We start from the raw sequence: 20,118 nt of genomic DNA on the forward strand, positions 1-20,118 counted from the left end.
TCCTTCAGGCAATTCGAGTGGCGCGCATCCACGAGCCGAGGCCCATGCGCGTAGCGGTCGCATTCGAGGCGGACTGCGCCCAGGAGATGGCGCACGTCCCGGAAGATGTCGTGAACACGGTGCCCGTCTCCACCGCGTAGAGGAGGTTCGTATTCGAGTCGCGGCGCCCGTACGTCACGGAGGTGGCGAAACCGTGGGACCCGAACCGACCGCTGATGTTGTCGCCCGCGTTCGTGAGGCTGTCGACGCCGGCTGCGGTCGAGGCCGCACCATGCGCGCCCTTCAGGCCTGATGCGCCGCTCGGCGCGATCCAGGAGGTGACCATGAGGCCGCTGGCCGGTCCGCCGACGAAGAGGTGGAATTCCACGACGTAGACGGCCGAACCGTCCAGCGTCATCGTCAGGTCCGGGTCCGCGGTGCGGATGGTCGTGCTGGCCCTGTCAGTGTTCGCGGCCTTGTAGACGAACCGCGGTAGGCCGAGCGCGGCCGACGCCGATGCAGTGCGGCCGAGGGCCACCCAGTTGCCCATGCCGGACTGGCTGATGATGACCCGGTCACCCACCCGAGGGCCCACGTAGGACTCCAGCCGGCGCGCCCGGACCGAATCCACGTCCACGGTGCCCGGCGCGACGTCTACCGCGGTGACGGTGCCGGTGCGCCAGTCGGATCGGCGCACCGACGGATCGCGGGCGGCCTGGCGGCTCGCCTCGTCGAGGAGAGCGTCAGCGAACTCGGCATCTGAGGGCATCAGGCGTCCTCCTTGCTGCCGATCAGGGAGAGGCTGAACTCTCCACCCGGCTCCAGTGAGACGGTCAGGGACTGGACTTGGTGCAGCTCGCGCGTCCCGTCTCGATAGACGGCGCGGATCACGTCGCCGGGCTCCAGTGCAGGATTGGGCAGCGCGCTCAGGTCCGCGGTGGCGTTCGGCCTTCGCGCCGAGGCCAGTTCGTAGGTGGCTGCGGCCGTGCACGCTCCGGTCGTCGTCAGCGTGCTGGAGCTGATGAACTTCGGGCGGTGGCCGAACGGCCCGCCCCAGTACGTCGGGCTGCTGGTGTCGTCGTCGGTGACGAGGGCCGAGACCGGGCCGCTGTCGCTCTCCGAGTTCTCGCCGCGGGCCAGGACGCCGTTGAACACGTTCTGCGACGTCATGGCGCGTTCGGCCCTGATCATGTTGCCGCGCGTGCCCGTGCGGATCTCCCACACCGGCATCGTCAGCAGCGGATCCGGCAACGGCGCCACCACCAGCGCCCCGTCCGCGTTGCAATACACCTCGCAACCCGCCGCCCGAGCCACCTCCCGGATGGCTTCCAGCCTGTCGCCCTCGACGTCCCAGGTGGTCACCCCGCACGCCGTATCGACGAGGCGCGTGGTGTCCAGGACCAGGGACGGCATCGAGGAGCTGACGAGGTAGCCGATCGCCGTGGACACGAGCCCATAGCCGCGGGTCGTCGTCGGCGCGGTGAACTTGTCGTCAGACAGGTACGCCTCGAACGACTTGCCGCCGAGGGTGACGGGCCCCGTGTGGACGTCGCCGCTGATGTCATCGATCCTGAACTGCCCGAGCGGGATCATCTCCCGCCGGCCACCGCCCAGGTCCATGCCGCGGCGCAGCACCACGTACGCCCCGTACACGCTGACCTTGTCGCGCTCGGTGCGCGGGATCAGCGATGGATCGGGGATAACGATCGAGCAGGTGCGCCGGCACGCCGAACCACGGTCCGCCGTGACCGTGCCGCTGATGTGGTCCAGCAGCTGCACCCGCCCGTCCGTGGTGTGCAACTCCACCTCGGACAGCACCCGCTGCGACTCGTTGAGCAGCGACAACGCCTGCGCAGAGATGGGGTACACGTCACCCCCCGGGCGTCTTGGGCCGGTTGAGGAGGACGTCCAGCCAGGTGTCGTACCGGGCCAGGACATCGCCCCACGTGGCGTTTTCCACACGAATGTCATTCCAGGTCCGCGTAGCGGATCCCGCCTGTCCGCTCGTCGGCCGGTCGACCTCCGTCAGCGGCAGTGTCCACTCCCGCCAGGTGTCATCGTCGGCGCCGTCTGGCGCGTCGCCGGCCTCGCCGACCGCGGCATACAGGTCCCGCCAGCCGGACTGCGGCGACGCCTGGATGAAGAGCACGTGCCCAGGGTCGAGGAGCCAGTCCAGCCGGCGCCGCTCCTCCGCGGTGCGTGTGAACAGGACGAGATCCCCCTCGACCCCGCCCCGCTCGCCGCTGTAGGTCACCGCGTTGCGTCGGCCGATGACCCGTTGCACGGCCTGCTCGATCGGCCGCTGGAACGTTGGCAGCGGGTGCTGCGCCTGCAACTGCACGTTGCGCATCGGCTCCAGCGGATCCTTCAGCCAGACCATGGTCCGGTCACCGGCCGCCAGCGTTACGTGCGGGCTCTGCTGGCGTGCCACGACGGCCCCAGTCGTCAGTGATCGCACCTCGGCCTGGTAGTAGAACTCGACGCCGAGCGGTGCCTCGTAGTCCTGCAAGCTGTAGGTATCCGAGACCAGGGTGACCCCGTCCACCAGGCCGTCGGGCCCGCGCACCAGCGTCCTTTCGCCGCTCAGCAGGACGCGGTACAAGGTGAGCGTTCCGGCAGCCAGCTCCCGGTAGACCACCTGCACCGATGCTGTCGCATCGTCGGCGGTCGCCTCGGCGGCCGGCAGGATCTGCACGAGCACGACACCCACAAGCTGCAACACGGACGACGTGGCAGTGGCGGTGAAGGACAGATCCAGTTGTGCAGTGACAGCACCAGCCGGCGCCGCCTGATCACTCAAGAATGCCCAGTACTGGCCATCGTTGGGGATACTGAACGTGATCTCTGTGGTGGTGCTGATGAGCGTCCCAGAGGCATTGAACCAGCGGACAGATGGCGAATACATCCATCCGCCGGCTGACCGCCGGGCAGCGATGATCACACGCCAGTTCTTCAGTGCCGTGACGGGGTAGCGCCCGGAGCGAAGGACCGAGGCTGCGGCGGTGGCGCTGGTGACAACCAGCGCGTAGCTGTACGGCGAGACGCCTGCGGCGCCCCACGGACTGCTCCGGGCGATGGTTGCCGGTCCTGAGGGCACCGTCCACTGCCCTACGCCGGTCTCGGCGTTCGCGTCAGCGGCCAGCACGACGTTGAAGTTGGGCTCGGCGCTGGTCAGGTTGCTGGTCCGGATCTTGACGACGGCGCCCTCAGAGCGCACCACCTGCCCGGCGGTGGCGCCAGTGATACCGAACGCGATGGACGCGCTTACGGCGCCCGCGGGCGCGACGCCAGACGTTGACTGCCGGTACCAGCCCGTGCCAGGAGCGGCGAGCGCTCCTCGGTTCGCCTGGACCTGTGTGCCTGCCGCGTTGTAGAAGCGCAGTTCCACCCAGCAGTTCGCGCTGCTGGTGGGCGGGTTGAGGTATGCGTACGCCAGGTACTCCTGCCCTGCCTGCACGCTCGGCCTCTCGGCGCACAGCGCTGACGCGTCGCCGGAGGCGGTCACGGCCAGCGTCAGTACCTCGCCGCCTGCGTAGTACCACGTCACCGGCCACGACACTGCTGGCGCGGTCCTCGACAAGGTGCCGTTCGTCTCCGCTGCCCACGCGCTCAGGTCGATCTCGGCCTGCTCGGCATTGAAGCTGAGCAGGTTCAACGCCTGCCGCGGCGGAAGACCGAGATAGAAGTTCTCGAAGTAGCCGATCACAGCGCCCGCTGCTGGGGTCATCATCGACACCAGTACCCTGGCGCGCGTTGCGCCCACTGGGGCCGGTGCGCCGACAGAGATTCGGTGCCAGGTCGCCGAGGCCGCAGACGTCGTCAGGCCCCATGACACCGACACCTCCGCGCCGGCATCGCTCAGCCACTGGATGCCGATCCGCTCCGCCACAGTGGCCCCGGACGCATCCGCGAACGCGGCGTAAGTCTGGCCGACCTCGACCGGGTACGACGATGCGGTGCGCGCCTGCGCCTCCCCAGCGGCCACCGACTGCACGGCCAGGACTCCCGCCCCGTTGCGCCCGCCGCTGCCCAGGGAAATGGTGGCATTCAGCTTGGCTGCCCAGCCGGAGATCCCCGGGTCGATCGCCTCCGTTGCTGCTGAGAGGTAGTTGCCGGGGATCGCCATGTGTCAGCTCCTTCCTGCTCGTACGACGCTCGCCACGCGCTGCTTGTCGCCGCGCACCTTGACCTCGATGAAGTCGGCCAACGACTCGTCCCGCGTGTGGACCTCGACGACGACCTGGCCCGCATCCGCAGACCGGCCGATGCCGGGCGCTACGGAGCGGTAGCCGCCGCCCGCCGCAGTGTTGGCCATGCGAGACGCAGCGGCCGCCACCGACGAGGCCGTGGCGTCCATGCCGACCACGACGCCGGCGCCGACCTGCTTGCCGACCTCGTCCCGCGTCACCCGTGACGGGCTCTTGATTTTCAGGGACTTCTTGATGCTCTTGACCAGGCCGGCGCCCAGCCGGGTCATGGCCGCCTGAATGGCCTTCTCCTGGCCGATGAGCCCGGCCAGGAAGCCCTTGCTTGCGTTCTTGCCGGAGTCGTACAGCAGGTCGGCCATGCCGTTGCCGTACGACGTGGCCAGCGACGAGCCCTGCGAGAGCAGCCGGTTGACGGTCTTGATCTCGCTCTTCGTCGCGCCCGCCAGGATCCCGGGCAGGGTGCTGTCCAGACCGAGGCCCGACAGTTGACTGATCGCCGTCTTCGAGAGGCCTCGTTTCGTGAGGCTGGCGATGTTGGCCCGATTGTCCTTGACGGTCTTCAGCCGGGTCTCCAGCCCCGAGAGGACATCGTCCAGCCCGGTCGCTGACGAGAACTGCCCCAGCCCCACATAGTCCTGAACGCTCTTCTTCTGGTCGGCCGCGAACGACTTCGCCGCGTCGATCCGCGACCCGAAGGCGTCGCGCTGCTTGGACAGGGATTGCAGCTTGGCCGAGGTCCGGTTCGTCGAGGACGCGAGCCGCTTGCCCGCCCCGCCCGCCGCCGTCAGATCCTTCGTCAGCGACTTGGACGCCGAGGCGATGGCCGAGGCCGACCCAGTCAGCGACTTCGTGAAGCCGCTCAGGTCGCCGCGGACTTCGCCCCGCGCCTTGCTGCGGGCCTTCGCCGCGCTGGAGCCCTTGGCAAACCCCCTCAGGTCCAACCCAGAAGCCATGGCCATGGACGTGCGGTGGTCGTAGACCTCCTCCCCACCCCGGAACTTCACGAGTTCCGGCCCCTGCTCGCCGACCCACGCCATCTCGCCGCGTCCCGGCCGGCCGCCGGAAGCGAAACCACGCAGGCCCCACCGGCTGCTGAACAGGGACGACTTGTAGCCGCGGGCGCGCGGCCCGACGACCACGCCATCCCCGCCTCGGCTCTCCACATTGACGCCGTTGATCGTGCCCGCGGTGTGGCCCACGCCGGAGTTCGTGATGCCGATCATGAACGCGGAGCGTGCGTTGCGCTCCCATCCCGGGGTGCCGGGAGGGAACGCGCCCGTGGCCCACCGGCGGTGCGCCTTCTGGCCTCGGATAACGGACTCGATCGCGCTCATGAAGCCACTGCAATCCCAGCTCGGATTGCCGTTGCCGCCCCACTGGTAAGCCTTACCGTTCTGCGTGCGGGCCCACTTCAGCCCTGCATTGAAGCCCTTGCCTCCCACGAACCCCGCGGCGTCCAGCTTCTTGTCGGCCGTGCCGGAGTACCCAAGCAGCGACGAGATCGCCATCTTCGGAACCCGGGTGACCATCGACTTATAGGTTGAGGCTGATCCCGCGATCCGGCTGATCAGCGGCTGGACGAGCTTTTCGACGCCTGCCTTCGCCGAGCTCTTCACGGTGTCCGCGACCCACGAAGCGCCCTGCTTGACCTTGTCCCACGCAGTCGAGGCGGCGTGCTTCGTCCAGCCCCAGATGTCTCCGACGAGGCCGCCCGAGGCGTAACCGGGCAGGCGGCCGGTGCGGTTCATATAGTCCAGCGCGCCCGGGTGGTTGCGCTCGATCGCCTTCGTGGACGACTGCCGCGTCACATACTCGCCAGCGTGGACGATGCCCGCGGGCCTGTACTTGCCGCCGGGCCCGGTGTGCCCGCCGCTCGAAAAGCCCTTGGCCTTACTCAGCTTCGGCGCCCCGAAAGCACCCGCGACAAGATTCCACATGGGCACGATGCCCTTGTTGTACACCGTGTTGACGATGAACGCTACAGGCTTCTTGGCGATATCCTGTAGCCCGCCCCAGGCTTTGCCGATGAAGTCCTTTGCCGCCGAGAAAGATTCTCCGACTTTCCGCACTCCGGCTTTCATCAAATCGAATGCGGGCTTCAGTCCGACATTCCAGAGCCATTTCGCCTTATCGGCAATCCAACCGAGGACGGGCTTAATCCCGACATTCCAGAGCCATTTGGCGGCGTCAGCCACCGTGTTGAATCCGGTCTTCAGATAGCCGAAAACGATCTTCACTCCGGCCCAGAGGAGCTTGAATCCAGCAACGATCCAGTTCACCACGGGCTGTAGCGCGGCAGTCCAAAGCCACTTGAAGCCATTTCCGACAGCTCGGAACCCGGCCTTCACGTACCCGAGAATTATCTGAATTCCAGCCCACCAGAATTTGAATCCGGCGATGATCCAGCCGATCACTGGGGAAATGATGCTCGACCAAAGCCACGTGAAAATCGCGCCGAGCAATTTAACCGCGAGGATGATCGGGCCAATGACGATCACGCCAATCACCGTGGCCAGGATCTTTGCGGCCGTGGCGATGAACCCGAAAACGGGCTGTAGCACCGTCGTCCAAAGCCACGACGCCGCCGCGCCGATCGCCCGGAACGCTGCGACGAGCCCCGCGAACGCGGGCTTGAGGACGTTGTTCCACGCCCACAGCGCCGCGACCTGGATCCCCGCCCAGGCGGCCTGCACCGCCGCGCGGAACCAGCCGACCTTGTTGTACGCCACGACCAGCGCGGCCCCGAGCGCCAGAATCGCCGTGATGATCAAGATCACCGGGTTGGCGTTCATTACCGCGTTGAAGGCGGCCTGCGCGATCGTCGCGCCGCGCTGCACCGCCGACCACGCCAGGATCGCCCCGCGGTAGATGGAGAACACCGCCGTCGTCGCCGTAACCGCCAGCTGCTGCGCGGTCAGTGCGAGCGTCAGCCCGCCCACCAGGATGCCGATCGGTATCAGCCAGGTGCCCATCGACTGTAGCCAGCTCACCACGCTCTGCCCGGCCGACCACAGCCCGGAAAGCGCCGGCACCAGAACGGCACCGACCACGCCGGCGACCATCGACAGCGGCGGCAGCACGTTGGCGTTTAGCCAGCCTCCGACCTGCGCGAGTACCGGCAGCACCTTGCCGCCGAGGAAATCCACGAGCGACTGCTGCAAGGTCCGGGCGAATACCTGCAATTCATAGGACGGCCCGGAACGGATGGTTTTGGCCACCTGATCGGTCGCGCCCTTCAGCGAGCCGAGCTGACTGGTCGCCTTCGAGACATCGATCGAGTTGATGGCCTTGCCGAGATCTTCACCTGGCCCACCGAACAGGTCAGCAACTGTGTTTTGCCAAGCCGCGCCCTTCAGGGTGCGCAACCGGTCGAAGACCATGTCAAGGGCCTTCTGGCCGCTGGCGCCGCCCTTGCTGAACTCGCCGACGAAGGTCTTGGCGTTGATGCCCAGCGACTTGAACGCCGCGGCGGTGGTGTCGGAGCCGTCCACGGCCCGAAGAGAGAATTCTTTGAGAGCGTCACTGACTACGTCAGCGTCTCGGGCGCCGCCCTGAATGGCCTGGTTCATGATGCCGATGGCTTGTGCGCCACTCAGGCCCATTTTGGAGAACTGGGTGCCGTACTCATTGACCGTCTCCAGCAGGTCACCGGCCTTGTCAGCCCCGGACTGGAGTCCGCGGGTGATCACGTCGAAGGCCTGGTCAGCGTTTTTGGCGAGGCCAGTGCGCAGCATCTGCGACACCGCGTTAGTTACGCCGCCCAGATCCTGATCGAAGACGGTGGCCACATCGCTGGCCTTGGTGGCGATGGCCTGGAGTTGCTTCGTCGTCGTCCCGGGCGGCGCCAGGCCCGCCTGCATGACGCTCTTGATGGCGTCCGCCGCGCCCTCGAACGAGTCCGTGACACCCGAGCTGTACAGCTTCCCGGCCAGCTTGCCCTGCTGCGCCGCGACCTTGTTGGACGTGCCCAGCTGCGCTTGCAGCTTCGACGTCACGTTGGCCTGGTCGATGGCGTCGCTCAGGCCCTTGACCAGGATGGCGCCGGCCGCGACTCCCGCCGCGGCCGCACCCTTCAACAGCTTGTCTTTGAAGCCGCCACCAGCCTGTTCACCAGCCTGTTGGCCGGCGTCAGCGGCCGGCCCGACGAGCTGGCGGCGCATCTCGTCGCCGATGCCGCGAACCGAAGGGATCACCTGCAACGTTGCGTATCCGACGGAGGGCATGGCACCCCCTCACGTCTGTGCTGTCAGGTGATCTCCCCGGCGGCGATGGCTGCCCGCCGTGCCGCCGCGCGTTCGAGCGCGGCCTCTCGCGCCGCTACGCGCTCGGGAGAGCTACGGTCCGAGCTACGCCGCTTGGTGCCCGGCCGCTCCACCGGCTTGGGCGCTTTGGACTGCTTGGACTTCTTCAGGCCCTCGTTCGCGCGCTGCCAGTTCGCCACGCGCAACTCGTCCAGAGTCATGGCCTGCAAGTGCTCGGCCAGTCCCCACAACCCGTCCTCGTCACCCAGGGCCACGCGGGTGCGCGCGTCGGGCGGGAGCTGGCGCACCAGCACGCCCAGCTCCCGCCACGTCAGCATCGGCCGACCGGCGGCGTCCCGGGTGAAGAGATCCCGCAGCCGGACGCCGTAGTGCTGCCGTAGGTCGGCCTCTACGGCCCCGCCGTGCTCCTTCAGGAGTCGGACGAGGCCGCTGATTCCCCCTCGGCCAGCCCGGAGTACTTCCGGTACTCCTCGAACAGGGCCTTCATCTTGTACTGCGGCAGAGGCTCCTTACGGAACTCGGCCCACTGCTCGGCGCCGAGCGCGGTGCGGAAAATGCCCACCATGGCTTCGACGTCTCCGCCGTCGGCCGCCTCCATCAGCGGCCACACGTCCAAGTCCTGCATGTGGGCGAACTCCCACCGGCGCCCGGCCCAGTGGACACGCCACGGCGTGAGGTCCACCTCAGCCTTGACGGCGTCCAGGTTGAAGTCGAACGGCCGGTCGTCGCTCTTGGTCGCGGTTCGGGTGGTCATGATGCGCTCTCGCTCTCACTGGGTTCGGGCTTGATGATCTGCACGGAGTCGGCCAGCAGCGTCAGCCGCACGGTGCTGACCGCGCCCACCTCGGGGGCGAGATGCACCTCGATCGGCTCGCGCGCCACCAGCCACGGGAGGGGCCTGCCGTCGACATCAATCCGCCCGTCGGGCTGGATCACGATCGAGGACGCAGCCCGCGCGGGGGCCGCCGATTGCTCCGGCACCGTGGCCGCCTGCCGCTGCTGCATGAGTACCGCCACCACTCGGCTGCGCTCATGCCGAGGCAGATCCTGGTCCTCGCTGATGACGCCGAGCTGCACCGCCTTCGCGTGCACCTCGGCATCGGTGAATTGCTGCATGCCGTCTCCTGTCGCGGTTGTCGTCGCGGTTGAGGTAGTGCACCGGGGCGCGGCCGAACCGCGACGAACACCCGCGCCCCGGCGGCTCAGGACGACGTGACCGTCACGGCACAGGTGGCACTCATGCCGGAATACGCCGCGGTGACCGTGGACGAACCGGCCGCGATGCCCTTCACGAATCCGGCGCTGACGGTGGCCTTGGCCGGCACGCTGGACGTCCACGTGGCGATGCTCGTCACGTCCTGCGTCGAGGAGTCGTCGTACGTAGCGGTGGCAGTCAGATCCGCGATATCGCCCACCACGACGCTCTTGGTGGACGGAGACACCGCGATGCTCGCCAGCACCGGCGTGCCCTGCCGGTCGAACAGCACCTTGTCACTGTCCGGGTAGATCGTCGCAACGAGAGTGACCTTCGTCAGGTCCGTCTCGTTCTCGTCCACATCGCCGTCCACCTCAACAATGGCGTGCAGGCGAGTGATCAGCCGCTTGATCTTGCCGGTGCCGGAATCCCGCACCTCGAACCCGACCTTCACCGGCACGGGGACCGGCACGACGATTTCGGTCTCCGACGAGCCCGGCCAAATCAGGCTGCGGGTGGTGGGGTTGTCCTCCAGCACGCTGAACGACTTGGTGAGCTTGAAGTGCGCCCGGCTGGTGCGGACGAGGATGCCGCCCCACGCGAACTTGTCGTCAGTGTCCTCGTCCCGGGACTCGGGCATGCCGTCGTCGCCGTCCAGAAGGCCCACCAGGCCCCAGTCCGATCCGAACGGAGTGTTGGCGTTGGCGGGGTTAACCGCCGAGAGGGGGCCGATGTAGACATCGGCGTCGGTCCACAGTGATGCGTTACTCGGGTCGCCGGCCACGGCGTCCTCCTCAAGAGATCAGGTACAGGGGTTTGCCGCGGTTCGTAGAGGGGTCAGGCCAGTACCGTCGGCCGGACGTTGGCGAGGACCGTGCACGTGCTCAGGTCCACGCCGCTTTTGTCGTCGACCGCTGGCAGCGGTCCGATGCCGGGCCGCACACCGCGGATGACGGGCCCGGAGTGCACAACCATCAGGCCCTGGCAGAGCATCGCCAGGTCGTGCGCCTGGTCGGGATCCGCGTGCCACACCGTGATGCGCAGCGTGCACCGGCTGTTGGCCATCGACGGATGCGGGATATCGGAGTCTTTGGCGACGAGGACATACGGCAGGTGCTGCGTCTCCGGGGACCGGTCGCCCGGCACCCGCGTGCCGACCGCTGCGCCGGCTGCGTACGGCTCCGGCCGCCCCGCCAGAGCCGTACGCAGCACCCCCGCCCCCGCTGCCTGGACGTCCCCGAAGACGACCAGGGGCCTACTCATCGCTGGAACGCCTTCACTTCCAGGCCCACGCTGCCGGCCGCGCGCGTCAAGATGCCGTCCCGGGCCTGCCAGGACATGGCCCGTGCGTCCTGCACCTCCACCGTGGCCGCCCCTCGGTCGGTGGTGTACGAGCGGACCACGACTGTGGCCCCGCCCGCCGAGCCACGCACGTGGTCGGCGATCGACGCTGCCAGGCCGTCCACGACGGTGCGCACTTCCTGGGACAGCAGCACTTCGCGCACGCCCCGGGAGTCGAGACGGAAGCTCTCCAGCACGGTCTACCTCCTATCCAGTCGCGCGCGTCATGGTGAACTCGATGTGATGCACCGAGCCGTCGAGCGGATCGGGCCATTGGGCCACCTCGCCCTGCACCTCGCAGGTCATGCCGCGCCACTCGATCCGGTCCACGGCTGTCACGTCCGGAGCGGTGCCGGGTGCGGACTGCACCCGCCACCCCGTCACCACAGCGTTCCGCCCCGGCTCGGTGGTTTCGGTCTGGGTGTTGGGCTGCACGTTGACGTCCGTCACCGTGGCCCGGGTGACAGCTCCCGGCGACCAGTCGGGGACCGTGCTGCCCGGGTTGCCGCGGTCCGATCGCCGGCCCGCACGCACCCGCACGATGGTGTCGAAGAACATCACGCATCACCGCTGGTGCGGACCTTGTGCCGGTCAACCGCCCGTGCCCATTGGTCCGTCACGCCGATGGCGGCCTGCGCGCCGTAGGTGACCGTCTGGCCGCCGGTCTGCATGGTCTGGATCCCGGGCCGCACGGTGAACATCGTCCGGGCCTGGTCGATCACAGCTTCTTGGACGTCTTCCGGGCTGTCCGCCCAGCCGTGCGTGTAGGTGGCCTGCACGCACCGCAGACGGTCCGGCCACCGGCGGCAGCCCAGCCGCCGCAGCATGCCGGCGTCCGACCATGCGTAGTCGGTGCCCTCGGTCAGCGCCTCGCCGTCGAGCAGCACCTCGGACACCGAGACCGTCGGCCACACCGGCAGCAGCAGCGATTCCCGGCCGTTGCCGTCCAGCGTCACCACGTCGTCCGTGACCAGGGTGACCATGTGGCCGACCGCGCCACGGAATCGGCGGGTGGCCGCCCGCAGTGCGGCGAGCAGCTTCAAGTCGTCCTCGTCCCGGCCCAGCCAGGTCGCCAGCTCGGCCGGGTCGGCGAGGAACTCGTCAGCTGCCACCGCGGGCACCGCGGCCCTTGTTCGCCGACGTGCTGCGGGCCTTGTTCGGGGCGGGCGGAGCCGCCTTGGTCTCCGCCTCGTCCCCGGCGCTCTCCTCGGCCTCCGGCTCCGTGTCGGGCTCGGGCGCGTCCACCAGGTCATCAGCGGACACGCCACGTGCCTTGGCTTCCTCGTCGTTGAGCTTCATGATCGTCTGGACGCCGGACGGCGCCACGACGCGGTACTTCTTGAGCGGGCCACCCACAGCGGCCACCTCCTCTGTTCGAGCGTCTACCGGCACCACATCGGAGGGCGGTCCACACGACGCATGCTCAGCGCCGCACGGACACCGCCCTCCCGCGGTGCGATGGGTGAACAGCACGTCAGGGCGCGAGCTGGCCGGACGTACGCATGGCCGCCAGCAGCGCGTTGACCTTGGTGCGGAGCGCGTTGACGTCGGCCAGCAGCGCGTCGTACTCCGCCTTCGTCGGCGTTGCACCGGCCGCGGCCGCCGCGGTGGCCGCGGCCGCGTTCGCCACCGCGGTGGTCTGCCGGCCTTCGCGGGCGGCGCCCGCAGCCGGGTTCAGGTACGGCATGTCAGCCCCCTCAGGCAGTCAGGTCGATCTCGACGAACGCGTTGGGCTGGACGACACCGAAAGCCGCCCGCATCTCCGCGAGGATGGCGACGAGGTTTCGCACGAAGAAGTCCAGGTGAGAGTCGGTCACCTGGATGGTGGCCTGCTCGCGGTCCCACAGGATCGCCTTGCGCCAGTCGCCGACGTAGCCGGTGCCAGCCGGCACGGCCTCGGTCTCGATGACCGGCAGGCCCCACAGGGTCTGTGCCGTACCGACGCCGGAGGGGCCGCCAAAGTAGAAGCGGTTCTCGTTGTCGGTGAGCAGGTCGATCGTCTCGACGTCCGCCGGGTTGAGCAGGTATGCGCTCGGGATCGACCGGCCCACCGTGCGCACCTTGGTGCGGGCCTTGCGGGTGGTGATCAGGGCATTGGTGTCCCAGGACTGTGCCTGCACACCGCTCACGTTGGAAACGCCTTCGAAGTTCTCTCCGGTGTTGTCACCGGAGATCATCTGGTCTTCGAGTTCCTCTTCCAGGCCGTACCGAAGGAACGCATCGATCAGGGTGCGGATCTGCGCCGCGTCGCTGAGTGCGCGCTTGGTGACCGGGATCCAGTGCGCGATCGTCCGAACGGGGGTCGTGACCTTCGCCGCGGCGAGCGCGCTTTCGGGCTTGTAGCCGCCACCTGCATTGTTGACCAGCGCACCCGGCACGGATGCCGGGGCCGTCGGCGCCGCCGAGGACGTGGCCTCAGCCACGGGCACAGCGTTGTTGGTGATGCTGGTCATCCGAACGTACTCGACGGTGTCACTGGTCGTGGTGCCGTTGGTGACGACGTCCCGCAGACGCAGCGGCCGCTGGAAGCTGTCCAGGGCAACCTGCATGCCGATCTGGTCGTTGGTCACCCACGCGCCGGCGGAGGTGTCCGAGCCGCCCGTCACCAGGCTCTTAAACCCGGCCAGGCCGGACTGCACGCGCTGCTTCTGCCCGAAGGTCCCGTTCGGGGCGGTGGCCAGCAGTGCCTTGTACTCGGCGCTGTCGGTGAACTGGTCGCCCAGGGACTTCTTGTGGTCCGGCAGCTCGAACCCGCTCGCGGTCCGGCGCCGGCCGTCGTCGTCGGTCTTGGCGTTCAGGGCGATGTCGTCGCCGAGGTCGGCGAGCGACTTGCGAAGGGCATCGTTGCCCTTGGCCTTCTCGATCTCCGACTTCGCCTCGGTGGCCTTGGCCATGTGCTCCCGCAGGGCCGTGGCCTCCTCCGCGGTGAAGTCGCGGTTCTCGTCCTCGGCCTTCTTGGCGATGGCGCGCGCCTCGGTGAGCGCGTGCTTCATCTGACCCGTCAGGTCGTCAATGGTCATGGTGGGCATCTGGGTCCTCATTCCGTGAGCGATGCCTCGAACTCCAAGAGTTCGAGATCGGTACGCAGACGGGCAGAGGCGGCGTCGTCCTGGGCGGCGCCCTCGGGCGCTTCGCGGAGGTCCGGCGTGGTCTCGTCCTCGGTGCTGCTGTCGGTCGTCGTGCTGCCGGCCGCCGTGCCCTTGGCGAGTTCAGCGGCCACGAGCTGCGCCACGCGGGCCGTCAGCTCGTCATCCGAGGTCCATCCCTTGGCGGGCGGGGCGTCCGCGGGCTGGGCGGCAGGCTCCTCGCCTGCGGCCGCCGCGGGGCCCGGCTGGCCGGGTTCCTCGGTCGTGGTCTTCTTCGGCGCGCCGGTCTTCTCCGGTGCGGCGCTGTTCAGCACCTCGCCGATCGACTCGTACGCGCTGGTCAGGGTCTCGAAGTTCTTCTGGCTGAGCACGCGGCCGGCCTTCGCGCCGCGGGCGATGCTGTGCGCCTTGGCGGCCAGCAGCTCGGTTTCCTGGTTGGCACCGACCAGGCACGGCCCCACTTCGTGCAGGCTGAGCTTACGCAGCTCGTAGTAGCCGCCCCATGGGTGCGCGTCGTCCGACACCCATGCGCCCTCGTTCACGTCGTACGCGAACGAGAACTGGGTAACGCGGCGGCCCTTCAGCAGCCGGTAGACCTGCTGCGCAGTGGGGTTGGTGTCCAGATCATCGATCTGCCCAGTGACCTCCAGCCCATGCAGGGTTTCCTGCGCCTTCACCACCGTGCCGATGTGCGCGAAAGGGTCACCCCACGCATGCGACCAGATCACGGGGATCGGGTCGCCCTTCTCGCCCCACTTCGCCAGGGTCTCGGTGAACGCTCCTGGCCGGACGATGTCGCCCACGCTGTCCTCGTTGCCGAACACCGACACCAGGGCGGTGAACTGCCCCTCGGCCAGGCCGTCGGCGACACCCGCCGCCTTCACCTTCGCGGCAAAGTCCTTCGTACGCACGGCGTCATCCCTCCTTCGCATAGTCGAGAGTGCAGTTACAACGGGCGGTCTCCTTGACCGCGCCCTGACCGTCGCCCGGCCACCGCAGACCATTGCTGAACACGTCGTCTAGAGAGACCCGTTCGCCGTCCTGCGCCTTGTGCGAGGCCCGCGGATTCTTGCCGCCGGTCCGCCAGATCTTCTTGGTGAGGCCCGACGCCTCCGCCGCATCGTGCCCACCGAAGGACCGCAGCTCAGTCGCGGCGGTCGCTGCGCGCACGTCCGCCGCCGTCGCCCACGCTCCGGCCGCCGCCTTCAGCCCGTCACGCCAGCCGTCGCCGCCCTCGTCCTGCACAGCGGCAACAGCCTTCCGGCCGGCCTCCTCGTGCTGCTCGGCGTGCGCCTGCGCGGCCGCCAGGATCCACGCGAGCATCACCTCGGCCGACCAGCCATCGGCCTCCGGGTTGTGCTCGTTCAGCACGTCCCACGCGCCGACCTGCGCCAACCGGTACCCATGGTCAGCCAACAACGTCTGCAACTGCGCGAGCCGGTCCTCATGGCCCTGCGCCCACAGCTCCAGCAGATCCGGCAGCCCGCCCGCTTTGGCACCAGCCGCGTCGAGCAGCTTCTTAGCCGCCTTCTCCGTCCACCGCACCAGCGCCGTCGTCAGGTCGTCCTGTTCCGCCACGCCGGTGCCCAGATCAGCTGGCCTGCCGCTCTTGACCAGCGCCAGGCCCCGCGCTTTTGGGAGCGCATCCGGCTCCGGCGCTGTATCCCGCGGCGACGCGAGGCCGCCCTCGGTGACGTTCATGGGCACGATCAGCTCGTCGCCGCCCGCGACCGCCGGCAAATTGTTGCGGGCCCGGATCTCGTTGCGCGTCATCCACGGCCCACCCGTCGCTGTGCTCGCCGCCGCAGCCTGCTCCTCGAAGCTGCCGCGCATCTTCGCCTGGATGTTGAACTCGCAGTACACGCCCGTGCTGTCGCCGGGTAGATCCGGGAGAATCTGCGCGCCGAACTCTTGTTCAAGCATCACCAGCCACGGCCCCAACGTGTCCTGGTAGAGGTGTGCGTGCTGCTCCTTGATGTTGCTGTACGTCGCGTGATCCAAGATCCCGATCAGCGGCGGCGGGATGAAGTACGCCGCCGCGCACTCCTCCCGGGTCAGCTTCCTGGCCTCGATGTACTGCGCCTGCTGAGGGTTGAGGCCGACCGGCACGTATTCCATGCCGTCCTCCAGAATCGGCGTGCCGCCCTCCGCCCCGCCGCCCTGCGTGAAGCTGCGCCACATCTCCCGGAACCGAACCTTCTCCTTGGTCCCCCACTCCGGCGCGTCGGCCGGCCGCTTCAGCACACCCGTCATCCGCGCGCCCCCGCGCCACATCGCCGCCCGGGTCTTCGCCGACTCCGACGACTCCAACAGCAGCTCACGCAGCGACTCCATCGGCGATGAGCCGTACGTCAGCCCCTCGGGCGTGTAGCCGTGGATGTGCACCACGTCCTCGACCGCGAAATCCCGGCCGCCCGCCGTCTCGTAGTACTCCGGCGCGATCCAGTTCCCGCCATACGGGCGGATCAGCGTCGGCGGCACCGGCAGCACCCGCAGCCGGCCATCCAGCCGCAGCTTGATGCCGTACGCGTTGTCGTACAGCGCCACGTCCGACACCAGCCGCTCGACCCACCGGTACGTAGTCATCCGCGGCACCGGTTCGGCGAGCAGCTGCGCCAGCGGGTGATCGGTCAGCCGCTCCCGATCCGTATCCGACAACCGCCGGAATACATGGACACCGAGCTGGGCCACGTTCCGCGCGAGAAACCCGATCACGGTCCTGACCTGAGGCTGGGTGCGCCAGATCTCCGCGTACTCCCACGGAGCCGCCGGCAACGGCATCGCCGCATACCCCGGCGTGACCCCGGCGCCAGTCGTCGCCAGCTGGCCGGAGGACACGACAAAAGACACGATCAGCCACCCCCGCCCGCGAGCACCTGCGTGAACTCGATCCGCGCCCGCTCGATGACGACTTCGCCATCAACCGACTGAGGCGCCCGCCCGGCCTCCAACAACTGCACATCCCGCAGCACCAACAGTGGCCCACGCTTCGCCCACAGCACGCCCTCGAAGGCCTTGTCAGCCAGGTTCACCACGACCCGCTTACGGACCGCCGTACGACGCCACGCGAACACGCGGCCCCCTCTCCCGGCCGCTAAACGACCATCAGTTCGTCGTCGTCATCGTCCGCATACGCGCTCTTCCGCCGCGGCGGCCGCGCCAGCACCTCAGACATCGCATCGCACAGCGCACTGACGCCGTCGATCTTCTCGCCGCTGTTCGCCTTGTCCGGTTTCACGTTGCCGGCCGCGTCCATGGCCACCGCAAGGTTGTCGACCATCCACGTCATCACCGGGCTGCCGTCGTGCCGCAGCATCTGTCGGCCCCCGGCCCCGACCGCCTTCAGGCCGAGCAGCAGCTGACGCTGCACCGCCTTCAGCGCCGGCGACATCGTCACGAACCCCTGCCCGACCTTGACCAACGGCGCCCGCTCACCCTCCAGATCGTTGGTGAGCTGGGTACTGTTCCACCGGTCGTAGCCGATCGCCTTGACCTTGAACGCGCCCAGGTCCCGACGAATCTGCTCCTTGATGAAGTCGTAATCCGTCACGTTCCCGGGCGTGGTCCTCAGCCAGCCCTCACGCACCCACCGCGACGCGGCACCCGCCGTGCGCTTGTCCAGAGCCTTGATGTTGTCCTCGGGCGTCCAGAACCGCGTGAGCAGATCGAGGCTGCCGTCCTCATCGTCCGGGAACAGCCAGCACAGCGCATTGAGGTCCGACACCGAACCGAGGTCCAGGCCGCCGTAGGCCTCCCGGCCTTTCAGCTTCTCCTCGGCCGTCAGCGCGGCGTTTGCCCGCCAGCTCTCCAAGGTCAGGAACTTCGTCTGCTGCTTCGTCCGCACGCCCAGGTGAAGGCGCAGGAACTTCGCCAAATCGGCGGGCGACTGCTTGGCCTCGTCCGCCCGGGAAGCCAGATACGAGCGCGTCGGCGACACCCCGTACCCCGGGTTCGCCGCCTTCCACGTCTCCTCGGCGTACGGATCGGCGTCCTTCGGCACCGCGAACACCACGCCGTACACCGACGGCGCCGTAAACACCCCACGCGCCAGCTGCTCGATCCGGTCCCGCTTGCGCCCGTAGATCGATTCCTTCTTACCCGCGTCCGCCGTCGTGATGATGACGATCAGCGGCTGGCGCCGAGAGCCGGTGCCCGTCTCGATCGTCTCGACCAATTCCGGGGTCTTGTGCTCGTGCAGCTCGTCGATGATCGCGTTGTGCAGGTTCGCGCCATGCTGCGCGCCCGCCACCGAGCTGATCGGCTTGAAGTAACTCCCCGACTTCGGGTGAAGGATGATCCCCTTCATCGCCTTCACGTGCCGCTTCAGCGCCGGCGCCGACTCGGCGAGCCGCTTGACCGGCTCGAACACGAACCCGGCCTGTTCCTTCGTCGTCGCTGCCGTGATGCACTGTGCGGCCGGCTCCCCGTCCGCACACGTCATGTAGATGGAGATGCCGCCGGCCAGCGTCGACTTGCCGTTCTTCCGCGGCACGTCCACGAACAGCTCACGGATGATCCGTACGTGCATGTCCGCGTCGTCATCCCAGACGACCCACCCGAACACCGGCGCCAGGATGTACGCCACCTGCCACGGATCCGGCCGCAGCGGCTGTCCCGCCCACTGCCCCTGCGTGTGCCGCAACAGGCCGAACGCCTTAATGACCTTGTCGACCCGCTCAGGATCAAACCGGGCCCCCGGAACCTCCCGAGGCTCCGGCGTCTTGATCAGCGGCGGGCAGTCCGGCAGTGGGATCCCACGTTCCGCCAGATACCAGGCGACCTCGGGCGACAGCTTCAGCCGCTCCAGCAGTTCCCTGTCCAGGTACGCGGCAGGCGGCTTACGCGAAGGGGTTCTCTTCCTCGTCGCCATCGTCAGACCCTCTCGCCAGGGCCTGTTCCGTCGAAGGCGTCAGGCCGAAGTGAGCGGCGAGGGAGCGCAGTTCCCGCCCGGCCGCGCGCGCGATCCCCACAGCCGGATGCGCCAGCACGCCCTGCTTCGCCTCGATCGTCAGGCCCTCGCGCTGCACCGTCTGCGTCGCCTCGACGAACACCGCCCACGTCTCGCAGTAGCTCGACAGCACGGCCCGGTCTTCCGGCTTCAGCAGATCCAGCCGCGTCAACCCGGGCACCACCCGGTCCCACTCCGCCCGCGCCTCATCCGTCAGCCACTCCGGAGCCTCCGGCGGCACCCGCTTGAACGCCGGCCCCGGATTGACGGGCCGCCCGGCCGAGTCCTTACCTTCACCCCGCCCCTTGATCAACTTGAGGCCGGCAGGCTGCGCGGTACGCCCCATGATCCAGACCCCCTATCCCGGATTCTGTGCACGCATCTCCCCAGTTGACCGCGGCGGGGCCCCTGGCGATCAGCTCCGTGATTCCGACTCCCCTACCCCTGGGGTGTGGGAGGACGGGGCAGCGGTCGCCGGCCACAGGCACGCTGCGCCTTGGCCGGATCGACTGATGATGGCGGCGACCTCGGCCAGGGCTTCGGCTACGGCCACGGTCATCTCGGTGGAGCTATCCGCTTCGACGGTGGCGACCTGCTGCTCTGGGCCATCGCCTACGCGTAGGTACAGCGCGAGGGCGACGGGGCTGGACATGCGGACCTCCCGGTGTTCAGGTCGTGCGCTGGCCGCGTGCTCGTCGTGCTCGTGCTCGTTGTGTGCCTCGTTGCGCTTCGGCTCGGCTCTTGATCGTGTCGCAGTCGGTGCAGAGTAGTCCGAGGTTGTCCATCGAAGTAGTCGAGCCGCCTTCTGCGATGGGTGTGATGTGGTCGAGGACGTGACCGGGTTCGTTCAGGTCTTCGGGCTGTGCGGCGCCGCACGAGTAGCAGCAGCCGTTGTCGCGCTGCGCTACTCGGCGCTTGAGCTTGCGCCATGTGCCCGAGCTGACTCCGTATCGGGCTTGCTTGTCGTCTCGTCCTGCCCATGCGATCGGCTGGTGCTCGTCGCATCGTCCGCGCTTGGTGGCGAGCAGGGAGCACTGGGGGTCGGCGCAGCGGGAGGGTGGGGCGTAGGGCATGGGGGGCTCCCTCCTGGGGGTGGGAG

22 protein-coding genes are annotated in these 20,118 nt (G+C 68.3%); 1 reads left to right on the forward strand and 21 read right to left on the reverse strand.

The window, feature by feature from the left end; all coding sequences use genetic code 11:
* Positions 1-4: 4 nt before the first annotated feature.
* From IF67_RS0132475 to IF67_RS0132570, 20 genes are all read right to left on the reverse strand, one after another.
* Entirely contained in the window at positions 5-748 is a 744-nt protein-coding gene (locus IF67_RS0132475; protein ID WP_030991775.1) for a hypothetical protein, read from the reverse strand.
* On the reverse strand, positions 748-1,848 hold the full coding sequence (locus IF67_RS0132480) for a DUF5047 domain-containing protein (protein WP_030991777.1): 1,101 nt from the start codon (positions 1,846-1,848) through the stop codon (positions 748-750). Before IF67_RS0132480 ends, IF67_RS0132475 begins: the two co-directional genes overlap by 1 nt.
* A 1-nt stretch (position 1,849) precedes the next feature.
* Positions 1,850-4,105 (reverse strand): hypothetical protein, encoded by a 2,256-nt coding sequence (locus tag IF67_RS0132485; RefSeq protein ID WP_030991779.1) that lies wholly within the window; start codon positions 4,103-4,105, stop codon positions 1,850-1,852.
* Positions 4,106-4,108: 3 nt separating this feature from the next.
* Entirely contained in the window at positions 4,109-8,410 is a 4,302-nt protein-coding gene (locus IF67_RS39690) for a phage tail tape measure protein (RefSeq protein WP_051818827.1), read from the reverse strand.
* Between the two features lie 23 nt (positions 8,411-8,433).
* Positions 8,434-8,742, reverse strand: a complete 309-nt coding sequence (locus IF67_RS0132495) for a hypothetical protein (protein ID WP_037840156.1) — start codon at positions 8,740-8,742, stop codon at positions 8,434-8,436.
* Between the two features lie 116 nt (positions 8,743-8,858).
* Positions 8,859-9,203: a hypothetical protein gene (locus IF67_RS0132500; protein ID WP_030991783.1), complete on the reverse strand. Its 345-nt coding sequence runs from the start codon at positions 9,201-9,203 to the stop codon at positions 8,859-8,861.
* Positions 9,200-9,565: a hypothetical protein gene (locus IF67_RS0132505; protein WP_030991784.1), complete on the reverse strand. Its 366-nt coding sequence runs from the start codon at positions 9,563-9,565 to the stop codon at positions 9,200-9,202. The genes IF67_RS0132500 and IF67_RS0132505 overlap by 4 nt, the downstream gene beginning before the upstream one ends.
* An 86-nt stretch (positions 9,566-9,651) precedes the next feature.
* Complete coding sequence (locus IF67_RS0132510) at positions 9,652-10,428, reverse strand: Ig-like domain-containing protein (RefSeq protein ID WP_030991786.1); 777 nt, start codon at positions 10,426-10,428, stop codon at positions 9,652-9,654.
* A 53-nt stretch (positions 10,429-10,481) separates the two neighbouring features.
* A complete protein-coding gene (locus tag IF67_RS0132515) occupies positions 10,482-10,907 on the reverse strand; it encodes a hypothetical protein (protein WP_107050337.1) in 426 nt (141 codons plus the stop codon).
* The gene (locus IF67_RS0132520) at positions 10,904-11,182 is read right to left on the reverse strand and encodes a hypothetical protein (RefSeq protein WP_030991793.1); all 279 of its coding nucleotides are present in this window, start codon (positions 11,180-11,182) and stop codon (positions 10,904-10,906) included. Before IF67_RS0132520 ends, IF67_RS0132515 begins: the two co-directional genes overlap by 4 nt.
* Positions 11,183-11,192: 10 nt before the next feature.
* Entirely contained in the window at positions 11,193-11,543 is a 351-nt protein-coding gene (locus tag IF67_RS0132525; protein ID WP_051818828.1) for a hypothetical protein, read from the reverse strand.
* On the reverse strand, positions 11,543-12,097 hold the full coding sequence (locus tag IF67_RS0132530; protein ID WP_234341473.1) for a mobile element protein: 555 nt from the start codon (positions 12,095-12,097) through the stop codon (positions 11,543-11,545). The genes IF67_RS0132525 and IF67_RS0132530 overlap by 1 nt, the downstream gene beginning before the upstream one ends.
* On the reverse strand, positions 12,087-12,341 hold the full coding sequence (locus IF67_RS39695; protein ID WP_051818830.1) for a hypothetical protein: 255 nt from the start codon (positions 12,339-12,341) through the stop codon (positions 12,087-12,089). Before IF67_RS39695 ends, IF67_RS0132530 begins: the two co-directional genes overlap by 11 nt.
* 118 nt (positions 12,342-12,459) lie before the next feature.
* On the reverse strand, positions 12,460-12,672 hold the full coding sequence (locus IF67_RS0132540) for a hypothetical protein (protein ID WP_030991798.1): 213 nt from the start codon (positions 12,670-12,672) through the stop codon (positions 12,460-12,462).
* Between the two features lie 10 nt (positions 12,673-12,682).
* Positions 12,683-14,005 carry a phage major capsid protein gene (locus tag IF67_RS0132545; RefSeq protein ID WP_234341474.1) on the reverse strand — a complete coding sequence of 441 codons (1,323 nt, stop codon included), beginning with the start codon at positions 14,003-14,005 and terminating at the stop codon, positions 12,683-12,685.
* Positions 14,006-14,022: 17 nt separating this feature from the next.
* Complete coding sequence (locus IF67_RS0132550; RefSeq protein ID WP_030991802.1) at positions 14,023-14,982, reverse strand: HK97 family phage prohead protease; 960 nt, start codon at positions 14,980-14,982, stop codon at positions 14,023-14,025.
* A gap of 4 nt (positions 14,983-14,986) precedes the next feature.
* A complete protein-coding gene (locus tag IF67_RS0132555) occupies positions 14,987-16,921 on the reverse strand; it encodes a phage portal protein (protein ID WP_037840149.1) in 1,935 nt (644 codons plus the stop codon).
* 2 nt (positions 16,922-16,923) lie between these two features.
* Positions 16,924-17,145, reverse strand: coding sequence for a hypothetical protein (locus IF67_RS0132560; protein ID WP_030991808.1), 222 nt, complete (start codon positions 17,143-17,145; stop codon positions 16,924-16,926).
* 20 nt (positions 17,146-17,165) lie between these two features.
* Positions 17,166-18,941 (reverse strand): terminase large subunit, encoded by a 1,776-nt coding sequence (locus IF67_RS0132565; RefSeq protein ID WP_078889764.1) that lies wholly within the window; start codon positions 18,939-18,941, stop codon positions 17,166-17,168.
* Positions 18,910-19,365 (reverse strand): phage terminase small subunit P27 family, encoded by a 456-nt coding sequence (locus IF67_RS0132570; protein WP_030991820.1) that lies wholly within the window; start codon positions 19,363-19,365, stop codon positions 18,910-18,912. Before IF67_RS0132570 ends, IF67_RS0132565 begins: the two co-directional genes overlap by 32 nt.
* Before the next feature lie 150 nt (positions 19,366-19,515).
* On the opposite strand from IF67_RS0132570, the gene IF67_RS45845 reads away from it, so the two are divergent.
* Positions 19,516-19,641 carry a hypothetical protein gene (locus tag IF67_RS45845; protein WP_267959238.1) on the forward strand — a complete coding sequence of 42 codons (126 nt, stop codon included), beginning with the start codon at positions 19,516-19,518 and terminating at the stop codon, positions 19,639-19,641.
* 46 nt (positions 19,642-19,687) lie between these two features.
* Here IF67_RS45845 and IF67_RS42305 read toward each other — a convergent pair whose 3' ends face one another.
* A complete protein-coding gene (locus tag IF67_RS42305; RefSeq protein WP_078889765.1) occupies positions 19,688-20,092 on the reverse strand; it encodes an HNH endonuclease in 405 nt (134 codons plus the stop codon).
* Between the last annotated feature and the right edge of the window lie 26 nt (positions 20,093-20,118).

This window comes from Streptomyces sp. NRRL S-1813, from assembly GCF_000719605.1.
Classification (GTDB): domain Bacteria; phylum Actinomycetota; class Actinomycetes; order Streptomycetales; family Streptomycetaceae; genus Streptomyces; species Streptomyces decoyicus.